Annotated in this window: 21 protein-coding genes; 20 read left to right on the forward strand and 1 reads right to left on the reverse strand. The window is 68.7% G+C overall.

The annotated features are described in order from the left end of the window. Window positions 1–9: 9 nt before the first annotated feature. The 20 genes from Q7W02_14605 (at window position 10) to Q7W02_14700 (ending at window position 18,739) form a co-directional block, all read left to right on the forward strand. Window positions 10–1,146 carry an aromatic ring-hydroxylating dioxygenase subunit alpha gene (locus Q7W02_14605; protein ID MDO8477396.1) on the forward strand — a complete coding sequence of 379 codons (1,137 nt, stop codon included), beginning with the start codon at window positions 10–12 and terminating at the stop codon, window positions 1,144–1,146. 196 nt (window positions 1,147–1,342) lie between these two features. Then, window positions 1,343–2,020 carry a flavin reductase family protein gene (locus tag Q7W02_14610; protein MDO8477397.1) on the forward strand — a complete coding sequence of 226 codons (678 nt, stop codon included), beginning with the start codon at window positions 1,343–1,345 and terminating at the stop codon, window positions 2,018–2,020. Further along, a complete protein-coding gene (locus Q7W02_14615; GenBank protein ID MDO8477398.1) occupies window positions 2,017–2,181 on the forward strand; it encodes a hypothetical protein in 165 nt (54 codons plus the stop codon). Before Q7W02_14610 ends, Q7W02_14615 begins: the two co-directional genes overlap by 4 nt. Next, on the forward strand, window positions 2,168–3,220 hold the full coding sequence (locus tag Q7W02_14620; GenBank protein ID MDO8477399.1) for a peptidase M29: 1,053 nt from the start codon (window positions 2,168–2,170) through the stop codon (window positions 3,218–3,220). Before Q7W02_14615 ends, Q7W02_14620 begins: the two co-directional genes overlap by 14 nt. An 18-nt stretch (window positions 3,221–3,238) precedes the next feature. Continuing rightward, entirely contained in the window at window positions 3,239–4,111 is an 873-nt protein-coding gene (locus Q7W02_14625) for a branched-chain amino acid ABC transporter permease (protein ID MDO8477400.1), read from the forward strand. A gap of 7 nt (window positions 4,112–4,118) precedes the next feature. Beyond that, window positions 4,119–5,156: a branched-chain amino acid ABC transporter permease gene (locus Q7W02_14630; protein ID MDO8477401.1), complete on the forward strand. Its 1,038-nt coding sequence runs from the start codon at window positions 4,119–4,121 to the stop codon at window positions 5,154–5,156. Then, window positions 5,156–5,914: an ABC transporter ATP-binding protein gene (locus tag Q7W02_14635; protein ID MDO8477402.1), complete on the forward strand. Its 759-nt coding sequence runs from the start codon at window positions 5,156–5,158 to the stop codon at window positions 5,912–5,914. Before Q7W02_14630 ends, Q7W02_14635 begins: the two co-directional genes overlap by 1 nt. Continuing rightward, on the forward strand, window positions 5,911–6,651 hold the full coding sequence (locus Q7W02_14640; GenBank protein ID MDO8477403.1) for an ABC transporter ATP-binding protein: 741 nt from the start codon (window positions 5,911–5,913) through the stop codon (window positions 6,649–6,651). The genes Q7W02_14635 and Q7W02_14640 overlap by 4 nt, the downstream gene beginning before the upstream one ends. Window positions 6,652–6,709: 58 nt before the next feature. Further along, window positions 6,710–7,960: an ABC transporter substrate-binding protein gene (locus Q7W02_14645; protein MDO8477404.1), complete on the forward strand. Its 1,251-nt coding sequence runs from the start codon at window positions 6,710–6,712 to the stop codon at window positions 7,958–7,960. A gap of 13 nt (window positions 7,961–7,973) precedes the next feature. Next, on the forward strand, window positions 7,974–8,840 hold the full coding sequence (locus Q7W02_14650) for a xanthine dehydrogenase family protein subunit M (GenBank protein ID MDO8477405.1): 867 nt from the start codon (window positions 7,974–7,976) through the stop codon (window positions 8,838–8,840). An 8-nt stretch (window positions 8,841–8,848) separates the two neighbouring features. Further along, window positions 8,849–9,349: a (2Fe-2S)-binding protein gene (locus Q7W02_14655; protein ID MDO8477406.1), complete on the forward strand. Its 501-nt coding sequence runs from the start codon at window positions 8,849–8,851 to the stop codon at window positions 9,347–9,349. A gap of 12 nt (window positions 9,350–9,361) precedes the next feature. Then, window positions 9,362–11,743 (forward strand): xanthine dehydrogenase family protein molybdopterin-binding subunit, encoded by a 2,382-nt coding sequence (locus Q7W02_14660; protein MDO8477407.1) that lies wholly within the window; start codon window positions 9,362–9,364, stop codon window positions 11,741–11,743. A 284-nt stretch (window positions 11,744–12,027) separates the two neighbouring features. Next, window positions 12,028–13,107, forward strand: a complete 1,080-nt coding sequence (locus tag Q7W02_14665; GenBank protein ID MDO8477408.1) for an LLM class flavin-dependent oxidoreductase — start codon at window positions 12,028–12,030, stop codon at window positions 13,105–13,107. Between the two features lie 10 nt (window positions 13,108–13,117). Further along, window positions 13,118–13,549: a cupin domain-containing protein gene (locus Q7W02_14670; GenBank protein ID MDO8477409.1), complete on the forward strand. Its 432-nt coding sequence runs from the start codon at window positions 13,118–13,120 to the stop codon at window positions 13,547–13,549. After that, window positions 13,546–15,069 carry an AMP-binding protein gene (locus tag Q7W02_14675; GenBank protein ID MDO8477410.1) on the forward strand — a complete coding sequence of 508 codons (1,524 nt, stop codon included), beginning with the start codon at window positions 13,546–13,548 and terminating at the stop codon, window positions 15,067–15,069. The genes Q7W02_14670 and Q7W02_14675 overlap by 4 nt, the downstream gene beginning before the upstream one ends. Continuing rightward, window positions 15,066–15,245, forward strand: a complete 180-nt coding sequence (locus tag Q7W02_14680; GenBank protein MDO8477411.1) for a twin-arginine translocation signal domain-containing protein — start codon at window positions 15,066–15,068, stop codon at window positions 15,243–15,245. Before Q7W02_14675 ends, Q7W02_14680 begins: the two co-directional genes overlap by 4 nt. 79 nt (window positions 15,246–15,324) lie before the next feature. Beyond that, on the forward strand, window positions 15,325–16,371 hold the full coding sequence (locus Q7W02_14685; protein MDO8477412.1) for a PLP-dependent cysteine synthase family protein: 1,047 nt from the start codon (window positions 15,325–15,327) through the stop codon (window positions 16,369–16,371). Between the two features lie 186 nt (window positions 16,372–16,557). Then, the gene (locus Q7W02_14690) at window positions 16,558–17,337 is read left to right on the forward strand and encodes a 5-oxoprolinase subunit PxpA (protein ID MDO8477413.1); all 780 of its coding nucleotides are present in this window, start codon (window positions 16,558–16,560) and stop codon (window positions 17,335–17,337) included. Continuing rightward, window positions 17,334–18,368, forward strand: coding sequence for a zinc-binding dehydrogenase (locus Q7W02_14695; GenBank protein ID MDO8477414.1), 1,035 nt, complete (start codon window positions 17,334–17,336; stop codon window positions 18,366–18,368). Before Q7W02_14690 ends, Q7W02_14695 begins: the two co-directional genes overlap by 4 nt. Before the next feature lie 2 nt (window positions 18,369–18,370). Further along, entirely contained in the window at window positions 18,371–18,739 is a 369-nt protein-coding gene (locus tag Q7W02_14700; protein MDO8477415.1) for a CoA-transferase, read from the forward strand. Window positions 18,740–18,777: 38 nt separating this feature from the next. On the opposite strand, the gene Q7W02_14705 is transcribed toward Q7W02_14700, so the two are convergent. Continuing rightward, a partial coding sequence (locus tag Q7W02_14705) for a transcriptional regulator (protein ID MDO8477416.1) occupies window positions 18,778–18,969 on the reverse strand: 192 nt, incomplete at its 5' end.

Here is an 18,969-nt window from a genome sequence, read left to right on the forward strand (position 1 = left end):
AGTGGAGCGGTGAGCACTGCGGAGCACGTCTTCGAGATGGATGGCGGAGACCCGTTCGGGCCCACGCAAGCGGCGCGGGAGCGGGCCCGTCACGCACCGGGCTTCATCTACACCTCGCCCGAGATCCTCGCGCGGGAAAAGCAGCGGATCTTCCTCAAGGACTGGCTTTATGCGGGTCGGGCCGAGGAGTACGAGAGGCCGGGTGACTTCAAGTCGTTCCGCGTCCTGGGCGAGCCGGTCGCCATCAGCAGGGACAGCGAAGGGCTCAACGCGTTCGCCAACGTCTGCGCGCACCGAGGGGTCGAAGTGGTGCCCGGAGAGGGCAACACCCAGGTGTTCAGCTGTCCGTACCATGCCTGGTCCTACGACCTGAAGGGCCAGCTTCTCGGCGCGCCGCTGACGGAGGACGTCGAGAGCTTCGACTTCAAGAGCTGCCGCATGGCCCCGGTCCGCCTCGCGACCTGGGCCGGGAACGTGTTCGTGTGCCTCGACCCGGACACGCCCCCCTTCGAGGAGGCGGCCGCCTCGTTCATCGAGCAGTTCGCCTTCCTCCGGATGGAGGACTGCGGGATGTCCGGGAAGATGACCATCGACCTCGACTGCAACTGGAAGCTCGTGGTCGAGAACCTGATGGACATGTACCACGTCGGCACGCTCCACGTCCGCAGCTTCGGGCAGTACACGACCGCCGACCCGGCTCGGTTCAAGCTGCTCCCCGGCGGCGGCATGCGCTTCGACTACTCCTCGGCGCCCGCCACTCCGAGCGGCAAGACGTTCTTCGGGAAGATCCCGTGGCTCGCCGACCAGCCGGACAGCTTCGCGGTGACGGGGTTCCTCCCCCCGAATATGCAGATCTTCGTGCGCAGTGATCAGATCCGCATCCTGATCACCTGGCCCCTGGCGCCCGACAGGTCCCGCATCGTCTACCACAGCCTGTTCCCCAAAGAGCACTTCGAGCTTCGGGACTTCAACGTGAAGGTACGCGTGTACCACGACTACATCGCGAGCGTGCTGGATGAGGACCGGTCGATGGTGCAGTCGCTCCAGAACGCCATGTCGACGCGTGCGTTTCAGCCCGGGCCGATGGCGGGACTGGAGAAGGCCGTCCACCACGCGCTGACCAACTACCTCGATCGGATTCGGTGATGGTGAGGGCTCTTTCCGGACCGGCGGTACCGGCAGGGCGTTGTGTAGAAACGTTCGGGAAATCGGCCAATTCTACGCTTGACAGGCTGCTGACGAAAGTGCTGTATTCTATCCCACCCGATTCTCTTGTCCACGCAATTTTCTTGCGGACGCATGATGCGCGAACGGGACTGCACGGGAAGGCCGGAGGGCGACGATGAGCGGGGGCAACGAGGGGCGTTCCGAGGGGGTTTCGACGCGCACGCCAAAGCTCCGGCTCGAGCCGCAGGGGATGGAAGACGTCCGGGTCTACAAGCTTCTGACGGGCGTCGTTGTCCCGCGGCCCATCGGCTTCATCTCGACGGTGAGCGTGTTGGGGGTGCCGAACGCGGCGCCGTTCAGCTTCTTCAACGCCCTCTCACACCGGCCGCCGATCGTCTGCTTTTCGGCGGCGCTCCGGGATGGCTGCGACAAAGACACGGTCACCAACATCCGGGCGACCGGCGAGTTCGTGGTCAACGTGGTGACGGAGACGATCGCCGGGGCAATGAACCAGTGCGCGGAGAACTACCCGCCGGACGTCAGCGAGTTCGAGGTGACGGGGTTGACGCCTGTGCCGGCGCAGCTCGTGCGGGCGCCGCTGGTCGCCGAGTCGCCGGTGAACATGGAGTGCCGGCTGATCAGCCTGACGCCGCTGCCCGAATCGCCCTACACGCTCGTGCTCGGGCGGGTGGTGCTCTTCCACGTGGCGGCGGAGATCCTGGGCGAGAACGGGCGGGTCGACTTCACACGGTTGCAGGCGGTGGGACGGATGGCCGGCAACAAGTACACGTCGACGCGCGAGATTTTCACGATGGAGTACGATAGCTTCGTGCAGGTGCGGCGGGCACGATGACGGCGCGCTACGCGACGGTGGCGACGGGCGGGCGCGGGGTGCGGATCCTGGAGGTCCCGGCTGTGCTCCAGCAGGGAAGTGCCGGACTCGCATCGTTCGGCGATCAGGTCGACGAGACGTTCTTCGCGAGGGAAGGTGGAGAGTACGATGCTTCAAGCTAACGCGGCCCTCACGGCGCTCTTTCTCAAGGAGTTCGAGTGGTGCAACGTGCGGGGCGGCGAATCTGCCGCGATCGTGACCGAGCCCGACTCGCAGGAGCACTACCTCGTGGCCAGCATGGCCGCCCTCAACGCCGTCGGCGCGCGGGCCTTCCAGTTGATGGTGCCCGTGGCGCCCGAGACCAATCTCCCGGTCGTCGCCCGCGGGACGGGAGGCTCGACGGTGCTCGAGTCCCTCCCCACCGTCGTGGAGCTCCTCAAGAAGACCGACTTCATCGTCGACCTCACCGTGGAGGGGCTGATCCACTCGGCCGAGACCGAAGCGATCCTCAAGGCGGGCGCCCGGATGCTCTTCATCAAGGAGCCCGCCGACGCCCTGGCCCGGCTGCTGCCGACGGAGGAGCGGATGGGCCGGATCGACCGGTCGGTCGAGCTACTCCGGAACGCGAGGACGATGACGGTCACCTCGAAAGCGGGGACGAACTTCAAGGTGGAGTTGGCCGGGGCACTGGTCACGGGCTCACGGGGCTTTTGTAACGAGCGGGGACGGTGGGCCAACTGGGGGCAGGGGCTCGTGGCCGCCTATCCGGTCTCGACCGACGCCGAGGGCGACGTGGTGCTGGCGCCGGGCGACATCGTCTACCCCTTCAAGAAGTACGTCGACGGGCGCGTGATGTTGCGCTTCCGCCAGGGTTTCGTGGCCTCGGTGGAGGGCGAGGGCATCGACGCCGACCTGATCCGCGACTACATGGAGCGCTGGCGCGAGCGGAACGCCTACGGGATCTCGCACGTGGGCTGGGGGCTCCACGAGCGCGCCCTGTGGCACGCGCTGAGTCTCTACGAGAAGCGGGAGATGATCGGCGTCGACGGCCGGGCGTTCGAGGGCAACTTCCTCATCTCCACCGGCCCCAACCACGCCGCCGGTCGGCACACCCTCTGCCACTTCGACATCCCCATGCGGAACTGCAGCATCTTCTTGGACGGCGCGCCCGTCGTCATCGAGGGGACTATCGTCGAGCCGAGCATCCGCCGGAGCGCGTGAGCGCGATCAACGGACCGCATGCACGTCGCCCTGCAGATCTTCTTCGACGCCCTGCTCCTGGTCGGGATCTACGCGATCGGAGCGCTCGGCTTCGCCCTGATCTGGGGCGTGCTGAACCTCCTCAACCTCGCGCACGGTGCCTTCATCATGCTCGGCGCCTACAGCACCTTCCTCCTCTGGCGCGCGGGCCTCGATCCGCTGCTGGCGCTTCCGGTCACGATGGCCGTGATGTTCGCGTTCGGATGGCTGCTCCAGCGGTATGTCTTCGACTTCATGGTCAACGGGCCGCCTTCGCAGAGCATTGCGCTGACCTTCGGCGTCAACCTGGTGCTGATGGGTGTCGCGCTCCGGGTCTTCACGGGCGAGTACCGCTCGATCGTCGTCCCCCCGTACCTCCAGGGATTCGTCGACATCGGCGGCGCCAGGCTGACCTACGCGAGGATCGCGACGATCGTCATCGCGCTCGGGCTGACGGCGGCGCTCTGGTGGTTCATGGACCACACCGAGAAGGGCCAGGCCATCCGGGCCACGCGCCTCGATCTCGACGCGGCCCGCCTGGTCGGCGTCGACGTCCAGCAGATCTACAGCCTGACGACCGCGATCTCCGCGGCCATGGCGGGCGCCGCCGGGGGTCTCATCGCGCTCGTCTACAGCGTGAGCCCGCAGATGGCCGACTCCTATCTTATGCAGATCTTCATCGTCACCGTGCTCGGCGGCCTCGGCAGCATGGTGGGGCCGCTGCTGGGCGCCGCGGTGGTCGGGGTCACCAACAGCGCGGTGGCGAGCCTGGTGGGTGCGACCTACAGCAGCCTCGTGGGCGCCGGTATCGTGCTCCTGATCCTGGTCGTGCGTCCCGGCGGGCTTCTCGGCCGGCGGTTCTACGAAGGATGAGGCGGCGATGAGCGCCGAGGCGCAGGCGACGACGCGGGACGTGCCGGCCCCCCTGGCGGACGCGTCGACCGATCGGCGCGACCTGATCGGGCTGGCCCTCCTCGCGCTGGCGGCCGTGGCCCTGCCCTTGGCCGTCGGACAGTACGGCGTGCGGCTCGCGACGACGGTCCTCATGTACGTCGCGCTGGCCCAGGCCTGGAATCTCGTCGGCGGCTACGCGGGCCTCCTCTCCATTGCGCACCCGGCCTTCTTCGGCACCGGGGCGGTGGCCGCCGCGATCGTCCTGATCAACGGCTTGCCGCTAATACTCGCCGTGGTCGTTGCCGCCGCTGTGGCCGTGGGGATCGCGGGCCTCACCGGGGTGCCCACGCTCCGTCTTCGGGGTCACTACTTCGTGATCGCCAGCCTCCTCATCTCCGAGGTGACCCGCAACGCCGTCCTCAACATCGACGCGTTCGGGTACAACGGCGGCGTCGCGGCCAACATCTTCCGATTCGTGCCGATGATTCCCGGCGTCGGGCACGGGCACCTCCTGTACTTCGTGATGCTCGCGCTCGCGCTGTCCTGCATGGGGCTGGTGATCGCCGTGGACCGGTCGCGCTGGGGCTACGCGCTCCGTGCGATCCGCGACAACGAGTCGGCCGCACGGGCGCTCGGGATCCACGCCCCGCGCGTGCGTCTCCTGACCTTCCTCCTCAGTGCGTTGCTGACGGCGTTCATCGGGACCGCGTGGGCGCTCTGGCTCGGCGTCGTCGACACCAACGAAGCGTACAACCCGGCCATCACGTTCGAGGTGATCGTGATGGTCTTCCTCGGCGGCATGGGCACGGTGTGGGGGCCGCCCCTCGGCGTCCTCCTCATCCTGCTCCTGGGCGAATACTTCGGGATCAAGTTCGCCGAGCTCACGCTGGTGACGTCCGGACTCATCGTGGTCCTCGTCGTGCTGTTCCTACCCGAGGGGCTGGTGCGCGTCTTCACCGAAGGACCGCGCAGCCTGCACCCCGCACGGCTCGCCCAGAACCTCCGGCGCTTCAAGGTGCGGTAGTGCTCGAGGCCGTCCAGCTCGTCAAGCGCTTCGGCGGGGTCACCGCCGTGAACGGCCTCGACTTCCGTGTCGCCGAGGGCGAGATCGTCGGCCTGATCGGTCCGAACGGCGCCGGCAAGACCACACTCGTCGACCTCCTGACCGGCCACCAGCTCCCCACCTCCGGGCGCATCGCGTACCTCGGCCGGGACATCACCGCGAGCCCGCCGCAGGCCCGGAACCGCCTGGGGCTCGCCCGCACCTTCCAGATCGCGCGCCCGTTCCTGTCGATGACCGTCCACGACAACGTGATGGCCGGCGCGCTCTTCGGTCGACGCGGCCGACGGCTCGGGCTTGACGCCGCCCGCGCCGAGACCCGCCGCATCCTCGATCGCGTCGGCCTGACCGCGATGACCGCGGTGCGCGCTTCCGCCCTCACCAACGCCGGCAAGAAGCGGCTGGAGATCGCCCGCTGCCTCGCGACCTCGCCGAGCCTCCTCTTCCTGGACGAGCCGCTCTCCGGCTTCAATCGCCGCGAGGTCGACGAGGCGCTGGGGATGATCCGCGAGATCAACCGGTCCGGTATTACGATCGTCTTCATCGAGCACATCGTGCCGGCGGTGACCGCGGTGAGTGACCGCATCGTCGTCGTCGCCAACGGCGCCAAGATCGCGGAAGGCACGCCGGCCGAGATCCTGGCGCACCACGAGGTCAAGCGCGCCTACCTGGGCGACGTGCGGGCGACGGCCGCCCGCTACGCGGCCGGCGGGACCCGATGACGGGGAACGGGCAGCTGCGCGAGCCGCTCCTCGTCGTGGAAAACCTGGAGGCGGGGTACGGCGATACGCAGGTCCTCTGGGGCGTGACGCTCGACGTCCTGCCCGGCGAGATGCTGGCCGTGGTCGGGGCCAACGGCGCGGGCAAGACGACGCTGTTGCGCACGCTGTCCGGGCTCATCGTCCCGACCAGCGGCCGGATCCGGTTTGCCGGCCGCGACATCGCGGGAGCGCGAAGCCCCGAGATCGTGCGCCTGGGCATGGGCCACGTGCCCGAGGGCAGGCGCCTCTTCTCGGGCATGACCGTCGAGGAGAACCTCCGCATGGGGGCGTACGGCCGTGCGCACAAGGACCGGGCGGCCGTCCGCGCGGACCTCGAGCGCGTGTACGGGTACTTCGCGCGTCTGCGTGACCGGCGGCGGCAGATCGCGGGGACGCTCTCGGGCGGTGAGCAGCAGATGTGCGCGATCGGCCGGGCGCTCATGGGAGACCCGCGGCTTCTTCTGATCGACGAGCTCTCGCTGGGGTTGGCGCCCGTCGTCGTCGAGGAGTTGATCCCCATCCTGCACGACATCCAGGGCGCGGGCACCACCATCGTGCTGATCGAGCAGGACGTCAGCGTGGCGCTCCAGATCTCGGATCGTGCGTTCGTGATCGAAACGGGCCGCGTGACCCTCAGCGGCCCGGCGCGGGAGCTGGCGAAGGACGAGGCGATCGTGCGGAGCTACCTCGGCGAGTGAGGGCGCGGCGGGTGGCCCTCGGCGACGGCAGAACATCACCAGCGACAAGGAGGCAACTGTGACGACTGAGAGACACGGGACGACACGACGGACCTTCCTCGGGGGCGCGGCGGCGACGGCCGCGTCGGTCTTCGGCCCCGGCCGCGTCTACGCGCAGAAGGCCGGCACGCTGAAAATCGCTTCCGTGGTGAGCCTGAGCGGGAACTTCGCCAGCTACGGCGACCACCTGAAGCGCGGCACCGACATCGCGGTCGAGCGGATCAACGCGGCCGGCGGCGTCAGGGTGGGGGACACGACCTACAAAGTCGACGTCCAGCACTACGACGACAAGACCGACGCCACCACCGCCGCCCGCCTCGTGGAGCGCGCCGTCACCACGGAGAAGGCCCACATGGTCCTGGCCCCCCTGGGCAGCGTGCTCGTGAAGGCGTGCATCCCGGTGGCCCAGCGTCTGCGCTTCCCGATGATGGCCCACTGGGCTCACGTTGACAGCGTCTTCGCCGCCCAGAAGGGCGACCCCTGGCTCTTCTCGGCCCTCAACGGGTTCAGCGGGTTCTACACGCTGATCATGGAGATGGCGGCGAAGTTCGACAACCCGAAGATCGGGAAGGTGGCGATCCTCTCGCCGAACGACGAGCTGGGCGTGTCCGCGCTCAAGGAGTACTTCCCGAACGACCTGAAGCGGGCGAAGCTCCAACTGGCCGCCGCCGAGCTGTACCCGGCGAAGACCCAGGAGTACGTCGGCGCCCTCGAGCGCATCCGGCGCTCCAACCCCGACGGGATCGTCATCAACGCCTACACGCCGGACATCATCGCGATCTTCAAGGAGATGCAGATGACGAAGCTCTTCCCGCCGCTGCTCGTGGTCGAGGCGCCGACGAAGCTCTACGACGCCCTCGGCCCCGCCATCAACGGCGCGTTCGTGCCGTTGATGTGGCACGAGAGCCTGACCGGGCCCAAGGACCCGTACATCGGGAGCAACAAGGAGTTCGCGCGCATCTACAAGGACAAGCACAAGGAGGACGTGGTGGACTTCGTCGCCCCGCTCGGGTCGCACAACGTGCTCGTCTACGTCCAGGTCCTGCAGAAGGCGGGCGTGGTGGATGACCCGGCGAAGATCCGGAAGGCCTTCCTCGAGTTCCAGGGCGAGACGTTCTTCTCGAAGGTCTCCTTCAACGACATCGGCCTTAACCCGCAGCACACCATTTACCCGGGGCAGTGGCACGACGGCAAGATCCATCTCGTGTACCCGCCCCAGCTCGCGACGGCGAAGCCGATGCACCCGTTCCCGCTGTGGAAGAAGGCGTAGCAGGAGGACATCGGTGAAGCCAGCGCCTTTTGAGTACCACGCTCCACGAACGTTGGACGAGGTGCTGGCGCGGCTCCGGCAGGCCGGCGGGGAGGCGAAACTCCTCGCCGGCGGCCAGAGCCTCGTGCCCGCGATGAACCTGCGCCTGGCCCGGCCGCAGGTCCTGATCGATCTCGGCCGGGTCAGCGAGCTCGATTACATCCGTGAGGCCAACGGCCACCTCGCCGTGGGCGCACTCGTGCACCAGCGCGCCGCCGAGCGGTCCGACGCCGTACGGCGTGATGTGCCGCTCCTGGCCCGGGCGCTTCCGTTCATCGGCCACCCGGCGATCCGCAACCGCGGCACCATCGGCGGAAGCTTGGCCCATGCGGACCCGGCCGCCGAGTTGCCCGCAGTCGCCACCGCGCTGGACGCCGATCTGGTCATCGCCGGCCCCGGCGGTCAGCGCGTCGCCAAGCCGTCCGAGTTCTTCGTGTCGTACTTCACCACCTCACTCCAGCCCGACGAGGTGCTGGTCGAGGTCCGGCTGCCCCGGGCCACGTCGAGCATGCGCTCGGCGTTCGTCGAGATCTCCCGTCGGCACGGGGACTTCGCGATCGTCGGCGTGGCGCTCTCCGTGGACCTCGACAGCGGCCGCCGGTGCCGCGCTGCGCGCGTGGCGATCGTCGGCGTGGGACCGGGGCCGGTGCGCGCCGTGCAGGCCGAGCGCTGCCTGGAGGGCCAGGTGGCGAGCGAGGCCCTCTTCCGCGAGGCCGGCCAGATCGCGGCCAAGGAGATCGATCCACCGAGCGACATTCACGCGACGAGCCACTACCGCCGGCGCCTGACGGCCGTGCTTCTCGAGGACGCGGGTCGCCAGGTGCTCGGCCCGAGCGCATGAGGACGCCGATGTCCCAAAAGATTCCGATCCGCATCACGGTCAACGGCATCGTCCACGAACGGGAGGTCGAGCCGCGGCTGCTGCTGGCCGACTTCCTCCGTCACGAGCTCGAGCTCACGGGGACGCACGTGGGCTGCGAGCACGGCGTGTGTGGCGCCTGCACGGTCATGGTGGACGGCGCCAGCGCCCGGAGCTGCCTGCTCTTCGCCGCCCAGCTCGACGGTGCCCGCGTGACGACCGTTGAGGGGCTCGTCCGGGACGGCGACTCGCAGCCGATCCAGGATGCGTTCCACGAGAACCACGCCCTCCAGTGCGGCTACTGCACGCCGGGGTTCCTGATCACGCTGTACGAGTTCCTGGCCGACAACCCGGAGCCGACCGAGCAGGAGGTACGCGAGGCGCTCTCGGGCAACCTCTGCCGGTGCACGGGCTACCTCAACATCCTCAAGGCCGTGCAGGATGCGGCCGGCCGGTTGCGCGCGGCCGGGCTGCGACCGGCCGTACGCTAGCAGGAGATCGACATGGCACATGGTACGACCACCGGCTACGTGGGGCGGGACGTGCTCCGCGTGGAGGACGACAAGCTCCTGAAAGGGCTCGGCATCTTCGTCGACGACCTCCATCTGTCCGGGCTGGTTCACCTGGCGTTCGCCCGGAGCCCCCACGCGCACGCGCGCATCCGCGCGATCCGGACGGAGAGGGCCAGGGCGCTGCCGGGCGTGCTCGCCGTCTTCACGGGCCGCGACCTCGAGGCGCTCTGCAAACCGATGCGCGTCGAGATCGCCTTCCCCTCGTACAAGGCGCCCGCGCGCCCGGTCGTGGCCGTCGACGCCGTGAAGTTCGTCGGCGACGCCGTGGCCGTGGTGGTGGCGGAGAGCCGGTACATCGCCGAGGATGCCGCCGACCTGGTCGAGGTCGACTACGAGCCCCTCCCGGCCATCGTCGACGTCGAAGCGGCGCTCGACCCCACGGCCCCGCTGGCCCATCCCGAGCTCGCCGACAACGTGTTCTTCAAGAGCGAGTTCAAGGCGGGGGACGTCGATGGCGCCTTCGCCTCGGCGGACCTGGTCCTCAAGGAAAGCTTCCGGACCGGCCGCGTCGCCGGCGTGCCCCTCGAGCCGCGCGGCTGCGTGGCCGCCGTCGAGCGGGGGCGCGGGACGCTGACCTTCTGGACGTCGACCCAGATCCCGCACATGGTGCGGACCGCGCTGGCGGACCTCCTCATCGAGCCGGAGCTCAGCGAGCCGAAGATCCGCGTGATCACTCCCGAGGTCGGCGGCGGCTTCGGCACCAAAGCCCACGTCTATCCGGAGGAGATCGTGACGGCGGCCCTCGCGTTCAAGGTCGGTCGCCCCGTCAAGTGGGTGCAGGACCGGCGCGAGGAGCTCCTGACCGACATCCATTCCCGCGACCACGTCTACGAGCTCGAGGTGGCCGTGAACCGCGATGGCGTGCTCAAGGGCGTGAGGGCGCGGATCCTCACCAACGCCGGCGCCTACTCGTCGTTCCCCTTCGGCTGCACGCTGGAGCCGACCGGCGGGGCGCGGATGCTCCCCGGCGCCTACCGGATCCGCGACTACGCCTACGAGTGCTACGCCATCACGACCAATACGTGCCCGGCGGGGGCCTACCGGGGCGTGGCGCAGCCGAGCGCCTTCATGGCCATCGAGGGAATGATGGACCGCATCGGCCGCGCCCTCGGCATCGATCCCGCCGAGGTCCGCTTCCGCAACCTCATCCAGCCGGAGGAGATGCCGTACGTCAACGTAGTGGGTGTCCGCTACGACACGGGCAGCTACGTGCAGTCGCTGCGGCGGGCGCTGGAGCTGGCCGGCTACGACGAGTTCCGCAAGCACCAGACGCCCGGGCGGCTCCAGGACGGGAAGTACCGGGGCATCGGCATCTGCTGTTTCACGGAGATCACCGGCACCGGCGCGCCCGGCTGGCGGGCCCGCGGTCTCACGCGCGTGCCGGGCTTCGACAGCGCGCTCCTCAAGATCGAGCCGACCGGTAAGGTCACCTGTGTGGTGAGTACCGCCGGCGCGGGCCAGGGGCACGAGACGACGTTCGCCCAGCTCATCGGCGAGGAGCTCGGCATCCCGCTGAGCGACATCACGGTGATCGAGGGCGACACGGCTGGCGGCCCCTACGGCACCGGCACCTTCGCCAGCCGGAGCGTGGTGACGGGCGGTGGCGCCATCGTCCGCGCCTCGGCGAAGCTGCGGGACAAGATGAAACGGATCGCCGCCCACCTCCTGGAGGCGGCACCGCAGGACATCGTGCTCGACGCGGGCTACGCCACCGTCCGCGGGATGCCCTCGAGCCGCGTGACGGTGCGCCAGATCGCGGAGAACGCCTACTCGATGTCGTCGAAGGGGCTGCCCGACGGTGAAGAGTACGGGCTGGAAGCGACCGACTACTACGATCCTCCCCTCGTCACCATCGCCAACGGGACCCACGTGGCCGCGGTCGCCGTCGACCCGCGGACCGGCCGGGTGGAGATCGAGCGCTACGCGATCGCCCACGACTGCGGGCGGGTCATCAATCCGATGCTCGTCGAGGGTCAGATCCAGGGCGGCACCGCGCAGGGCATCGGCGAGGCGGTGATGGAGCTCATGGTGTACGGTGAAGACGGGCAGTGCCAGACGGCCACCCTGATGGACTACCTGCTCCCGACGACCGCCGACATGCCGGCCCTGACTATCGACCACATCGAGAGCCCGTCCATCGACACGGCGGGAGGGTTCAAGGGCGTCGGCGAGGGAGGGGTCATTGGTGCCGTGCCGGCCATCACCAATGCGGTGGCCGATGCTCTCGCAAGCTTTAAAGTGAACGTCAACCGTATTCCGTTGACGCCTGACCGCGTGCTCGCGCTCATCGAGGGCGCAGCTTCAGGCGCCTGACGGCCGTGCCGCACACACTCAAGGGAGAGTGAGAAGGGCGGGCCGTCGCCCGCGCTCGGCGAGGCTAGCCCGGATAAGTCGTGAACCAACAGCGGGCACCCTCACCCCGACCATCTCCCTCGTGAGGGAGAGGGAGCCTGCCTTGCCACCCTCTCCCCCGCCGAGGCGGAGAGGGCAGGGTGAGGGGGAGCGTACGACGCAGAGCATGCGTTCGTGAATAAAGCGGGCGAGGCGACGGCGCGCATGGAACGAGAAGCTCACCTCCGAGAAAGGGAGAGAAAGACATGAAATTCGGCATAGCGTACGATCTCCGCAATCCGCGCCGGTGGATGGTGCCGTTCAACAAGCTCTATCAGGAATGCGTCAACCAGGCCGCGGCCGTCGAGGAGCTGGGATTCGACAGCGTGTGGGTCTGCGAGCACCACTACTCGGAGGACGACGGATGGATCCCCGCGGGCCTGACCCTCGCGGCGGCGATCGCGGCGCGCACCCAACGCGTGAAGATCGGCACGTACATCATCCCGCTGCCCTTCCACGATCCCGTGCGGGTGGCCGAGCAGGTGACCGTGCTCGACTACCTCTCGAACGGCCGGATCCGGCTCGGCGTGGCCGTCGGCTACCGGGTCCAGGAGTTCCGGACGCACGGCATCGATCGCAAGGAGCGGGGGGCCCGGCTCGAGGAAGGCATCGACATCATCAGGAAGTGCTGGACCGAGGAGAAGTTCTCGTACGACGGCCGGTTCAACAAGCTCAAGGACCTGACCTTCTATCCCCGGCCGATCCAGGTCCCGCACCCGCCGATCTACATCGGCGCGCAGACGGCGGCCGCCATCCGGCGCGCGGCGCGCCTCGGCTGTCATCTCCTGCCGTTCGGCGGGCCGGGGACGTACAAGCTCTACACCGACGCCCTCCGCGAGAACGGCCGGGATCCGTCGCAGTACGAGTTCGCGACGATGTATCTGTACAGCCCGATCGTGTGCCGGGATCCCGAGGCGGTGTGGAAGACGTACCGCCAGCAGATCATGTACCGCCTCGACTGGTACGACCGCTGGTACAACGAGGCCGCGGACCTGCCGAAGAACCAGCTGCAGCTGCTCGCCGACGCCTCCGAACGCGAGCGGCGCGAGCGCGAGGCCATCATGACGCCCGAGGAGTGCATCGCCTTCATGACGAAGTTCCTGGCGAACATGCCGTGCACCGAGGTCGTCATGTGGGCGGGCTACGCCGGTGTTCCGCTGAGCGTGAGCTTCGAGTGGATCGAGCTGTTCGCCAAGGAAGTCATGCCGCACTTCGGGAACACGGTGGGCGGCTATGCCGTGGACACCTCCGCCCCGCGGAAGCCGTCCATGATGCTGAAGTCGTAGCGGCACGGCGATGGCACGCGAGATCGAGAAGATCCGGATCGACGTCGATGCCCCGCAGACGCGCCGCGTCCGGACGCTGCGGGGCAACCTCTACCCGGTGGGGCGGGCCCTGGTGACGCCCCACGGCAGCGGCGCCGTCGAGGACTTCGGCGCGGGAGAGACCTCGACCTGGCAGTTCTGGCACGCGGAGGCGCACTACATCCTCGCGGGCGCTGCCGACGTGAAGTACTCCCTGCCGCCCTGGTTCGACGAGGCGAAGACGATGCGCGTCGAGGCGGGGGACTTCTACATCATCCCGCCCGGCGCCGACATGACGTGGACCGTCACGTCGGCGGGGCCGCTCCGGAAGCTCTGTGTGATCCTGCCCAACGAGCGGCTGTACCAGGAAGTGCGGCCGCTCCAGGTCGAGCGGCTGACGCCCGGGGGCGGTTCGCGCGGATGAACATCGCCACGATCCTCGAGCAACGCGCCCGCTACCGCCCCCACGCGGTGGCCCTCTGCTTCGGGGATCGCGCGTACACCTTCCACGACCTCGACCGGGGCGCCGGCGGGGTCGCCGAGCAGCTCGTGGGCCTCGGCGTCAAGCCGGGCCATCGTGTGGCGGTCCTGGTCCCGTCGCGGCCCGAGTTCATCCTCGCCTACTACGGCTGCCAGAAGGTCGGCGCGTCCGTCGTCTCCATCAACTCGGCCTTCAAGCGTGACGAGATCGCCCACGTCCTGAAGAATTCCGAGCCCTCCGTGCTCATCACGACGGTCTCGTCGTGGCCCTCGCTGCCCCCCCGCCAGGACGTGCCGTCGGTCGTCCACTACCTGACCATCGACGGCGCGCCCGAGGGGGCACGGGCGCTGGACTGCTCGCGCGCCGCCACGTTCAGGGCGGTGGACCGCGAGCGCGACGACACGGCGTCGATCCTCTACACGTCAGGGACGACCGGCAGCACCAAGGGCGTCATGCTCACGCACGCGAACGTCTCCTTCAACACCCTCATCGCCAACCACTATCTCGCGATGACGGCGGACGACCGCATCCTCTGTGCGGTGCCGCTCTTCCACACGACCGGGCAGAACTCCCTCATGAACGGCGGGATCAACGCCGGGGCGACGGTGTTCCTCCACGAGCGGTTCTCGGCCGAGCACGCCGTGGAGGCGATCGCCCGGCACCGGATCACCGTGCTAATCGGCGTGCCGACGATGTACATCCGGCTCCTGGAGGCCGCGGGCTCTGCCCGGTTCCTGTCGCTGCGCCGCTGCTTCTCCGCCGGCGCTCCGATGCCGCCGGACGTGGCCGCGGAGTGGCGCGAGCGCTCGGGGGTCGAGATCGAGGAAGCGTGGGGGCTCACCGAGACGACGGCCTTCGCGACGTACAATCACCCGGTCGAGGTGCGGCGGGGGTCGGCGGGGACCCCGATCCTGTCCGTGGACGTGCAGGTCGTGGACGGCCAGGACCAGCCCGTGGCGGATGGCGAGGTCGGCGAGCTGGTCGTGCGCGGGCCGAACATCATGAAGGGCTACCTCGGCGACCCCGAGGCCACCGCGCGCGCGCTGCGAAACGGCTGGTTGCATTCGGGCGACGTGGGCTACCTTGGCGAGGACGGCTACCTCTACGTGGTGGACCGCCTCAAAGACATGGTCAACGTGTCCGGCTTCAAGGTCTCGCCCACGGAGGTCGAGCACGTGCTGTCGCAGCATCCGGGGGTGCTGGAGGTCTCGGTCGCGCCGAGGCCCCATGCGGTGCGAGGCGAGTGCGTGGCGGCGTTCGTCGTCCTCAAGCGAGGCGCGATGCCGTCCGCGGGTGAGCTCGTCGCATACTGCCGGGACAGAATGGCGTCATACAAGGTGCCGTCGAGCATCGACTTCGTTCAGGCCCTCCCCAAGGGCGCGACGGGCAAGGTGCTCCGGCGCGAGCTGCGCGACCGAGCGGCCGCGATGCCGCCCATCACGGGGAGAGGAGAGACGACATGACGGCACGGCCTTCTCGGCGGGACTTCCTCAAGACAGGCGGCGCGGGTCTGATTGTGGGCGGGGCGGGCCTGCATGCGCGCCCGCGCTTCGCGCAGGCGAAGACGGCCACGCTCAACATGGGAACGATCGTCAGCCCGAGCGGCGACTTCTTGAAGGCGGACCTGGCCCTCGGGTAGCGGGCGCCGGAGGGGTGGTCGCCGCACGAGCGCATCCTGAGCGTTGAACGGCGGAAGGTGGGCTGGTACACTCTGCGCCGTGCCAACCCAGTGGGACGCGTACCGTACTGCTCTCGATTCGATCGCCCAGGCCGTCGCCCGCACGCCGCTCGTGCGGCTGAACCGGATGACGGCGGGACTCAAGCCGCCCGTCTACGTGAAGATCGAGTGGTACGGACCGACCGGCAGCGTGAAGGACCGGATCTACCTGCACATGTTCGCGCGGGCGGAGGCCAGCGGCCAGCTCAAGCCCGGCATGCGGGTGCTGGAGTGCTCCACCGGCAACGCCGGCATCGCCTGCGCCTTCGCCGCCGCCGTCAAGGGCTACCGCTGCACGATCGTCATGCCCGAGGGCATGAGCGACGAGCGGAAGAAGATCATGCGGGCCTACGGCGCCGACATCGTCTTCACGCCCGGCGGGGAAAGCGACGTGGACCTTGCCGTCGAGCGCCTGGAGGAGATCCGGCGCGCCGCTCCCGGCGCCTGCTGGGTGCCCGGACAGTTCGACAACCCCAACAACGTCGACGCCCACTACCACACGACCGGCCCCGAGATCTGGGAGCAGTGCGGAGGCGTCGTCGGCGCCTTCGTGGACGTGCAGGGCAGCGGCGGGACGATCACCGGCGTGGGGCGCTTCCTGCGCGAGCGCGACGCGAAGGTCAAGCTCTACGCCGTCGAGCCCGACGAGTGCGCGATGCTGACCCGCCGGACGTGGGGCCCGCACGGCATCGAGGGCATCGGCGACGGCTTCATCCCCGAGAACCTCGACGTCACCCACCTCACCGGTGTCATCACCACGACCACGGCGGAGGCCATCGAGGCCGCGCGCCGGGGCGCCGCCGAGGAAGGGATCTTCTGCGGCATCTCCAGCGGCGCCAACGTGGCCGCCGCCCTCAAGCTGGCCCGCCGTCACCCGGAGCTGCCGTCGATCGTCACCATGATCAACGACACCGGCCAGCGGTATTTCACCACCGCGCTCTGCGGCGAGGCCAAACGCGTGGAGGTGCCCGAGCGCGAGCACCCGATGGACCCGCGCACCGGCGAGCTGCTCGACCGCTATCAGGCACGCTGGGAGCTCCTGCGCTAAAGGCATCCTGGTACGACTTCGTCGCCGCGCGCCGCCGGCTGGAGGGCAAGGCGAAGTCGGCAGGGGAGAAGCGGGCGAGCGTGGAGGACCCGGTGCAGCCGCCTCATTGACCCGTGCTTCAGGCAAGGACTACGTTCTCAGGACGCCGTGCCCCCGGCCATGGCGACAACCTCAGGGAGGGAGACGATGGCGAAGTACATCGACATCAACTGCGACATGGGGGAGAGCTACGGCCGGTGGACCCTTGGCCACGACGAGGAGGTCATGCCCAACATCGCGTCGGCCAACATCGCCTGCGGCTTCCACGCCGGCGACCCCCACGTGATGCGCCGGACGGTGGAGCTGGCCGTCCGGCACGGCGTCGCCATCGGGTCTCATCCCGGCATGCCTGACCTGATGGGCTTCGGGCGGCGCGCCATCGACGTGACGCCCCAGGAGATGAAGGACTACCACCGCTACCAGACCGGCGCGCTATGGGCCTTCTGCAAGGCGGCCGGCGTCGAGCTCCAGCACGTCAAGCCGCACGGCGTGCACTACTCGATGTTCGAGCAATATCCCGCGCTGGTCCGGGCGACGGCCGAGAACGTGATGGAGATGGACAAGAACCTGTTCCTCTTCACGCTCTCCGACACCAAGTACGAGGCCGAGGCCAAGAAGACCGGGGTCCGGATCGTGAGCGAGGGGTTCGCCGACCGGATGTACCAGGCGGACAAGCAGATGGTGCCACGCAAGGCCGGGCCGCATGCCATGATCACCGACCCCCAGCAGGCGGCCGACCACGCCGTCATGATGGCGAAAGAGGGGAAGATCCGCACCATCGACGGTAAGCTCATCGACGTCGATATCCAGACCATCTGCATCCACGGCGACAGCCCCGCCGCGCACAAGATCGTGCGCGCGGTCCGTGAGGGCCTGGAGAAGGCCGGCCTGATCGTGCGCCCGCTGCGCGAGTGGTTCGGTCGATGAAGGCCGTCGTCTTCCACGAGTACGGCGACATCGACGTCCTCCGCTACGAGGACATCGAGACGCCCACGCTCGGCCCACGGGACGTCCTCGTCAAGGTGCGGGCGACGGCCCTCAACTACTACGACGTCATGACGCGCGCGGGCACCTACCGCCCCAACGAGCGCCTGCCCCACATCCTGGGTGGCGACATCGCCGGGGACGTGGCCGAGGTCGGCTCCGAGGTCACGCACCTCAAGCCGCAGGACCCGGTGGTCGTGTACGCCGCCCTGGGCTGTGGCCGCTGCGAGCAGTGCCTGATCGGCGAGGTGAACTGCTGCGTGGAGTACCGCTACGTGGGGGCGCACGTGTGGGGCGGTTACGCCCAGTACGTGAAGGTCCCCGAGGAGAACCTGGTGCCCCTCTACCAGGGGCTGTCCTACGAGGAGGCGGCCGCCTACAACCTGACGTTCCTGACCTCGTGGCACATGCTGATCACGCGGGCCAACCTCCGGCCGGGCGAGGACCTGCTCGTCCTGTCGGCGGCCAGCGGGATCGGCGTGGCCGCCGTGCAGATCGGCCGGCTCATGGGGTGCCGGGTCATCGCCTGCGTCGGCTCGGACGACAAGTTCCCGCGGCTGCGAGAGCTCGGGGCGGACGTCCTCATCAACTACAGGACGAACGATTTCTATGAGGAGGTCATGAAGATCACGGGCAAGCGCGGCGTCGACGTGGTCTTCGAGAACACCGGCACGGAGACGTGGGACCGCGCCGTCCGCTCCCTCACTCGCATGGGGCGGCTCGTCACCTGCGGCGGAACCTCGGGCTACCAGGTGACCACGGACGTCGCCTACATCTTCCACAAGCAGCTCTCGATCATCGGCTCCAACCACGGCACCAAGCGCGAGCTGCAGACGCTGGTGAAGCTGCTGGAGGCGGGCAAGCTGCGCCCGGTGGTGGACCGCGTGCTGCCGCTCACCCAGGCGCGGGAGGGACACCGCCTCCTCGAGGGGCGGAAGGTCTTCGGCAAGGTCGTTCTGGTCCCCGAGCACTGACGATGGCCGTGGGCCCCGGGGACTTCGTGGAGGCCAGACGGCGGCTCGAGGCCAAGCCCCAGAAGGTCGGCGAGAAGCTCACGAGCCTCGAGGAGGCGGCGGGCCTCGTGAAGGACGGCGACCATGTGGCGATCGGAGGTTGCTTTTTCTCCCGCACGCCGCTGGCCCTTCTCCGCGAGGTTCTCCGCCGGGGACCGAAGGGCCTCACGCTCTCGCGCAACCCCACCTGCTTCGAGGGCGAGTGGTTCATGACCGCGGGGGCCTCGGATACCGTCGTGACGAGCTGGATCGGCATTGGCCACCCCTGGGGCCTCTCGAGGCCGGTGCGGGAGCTGGTCGAGGGCGACCGGGTGCGCGTGGAGGTGAGGTAGCCCGGGCTACCTCAACCTGGCCCCACCATTGAGGTCTGCTAGGTGCGGCAGATGTAGATGCTGTTCTGGGGCCCCGGGGCCTCGACGACCTCGACGCTCTTGAATCCCGCCTCCCCGAGCATCCGCCGCGCCGTTTGTTCACCCCACGCGGTGCCGAGGCCTGCGCCGCCCGCCGCCAGCGAGACCGTCATGCAGTGCATCACGCTCATCGCGTACATGTAGGGCGTGAA

It is taken from the genome of Candidatus Rokuibacteriota bacterium (genome assembly GCA_030647435.1).
In the GTDB taxonomy this organism is placed as follows: domain Bacteria; phylum Methylomirabilota; class Methylomirabilia; order Rokubacteriales; family CSP1-6; genus AR37.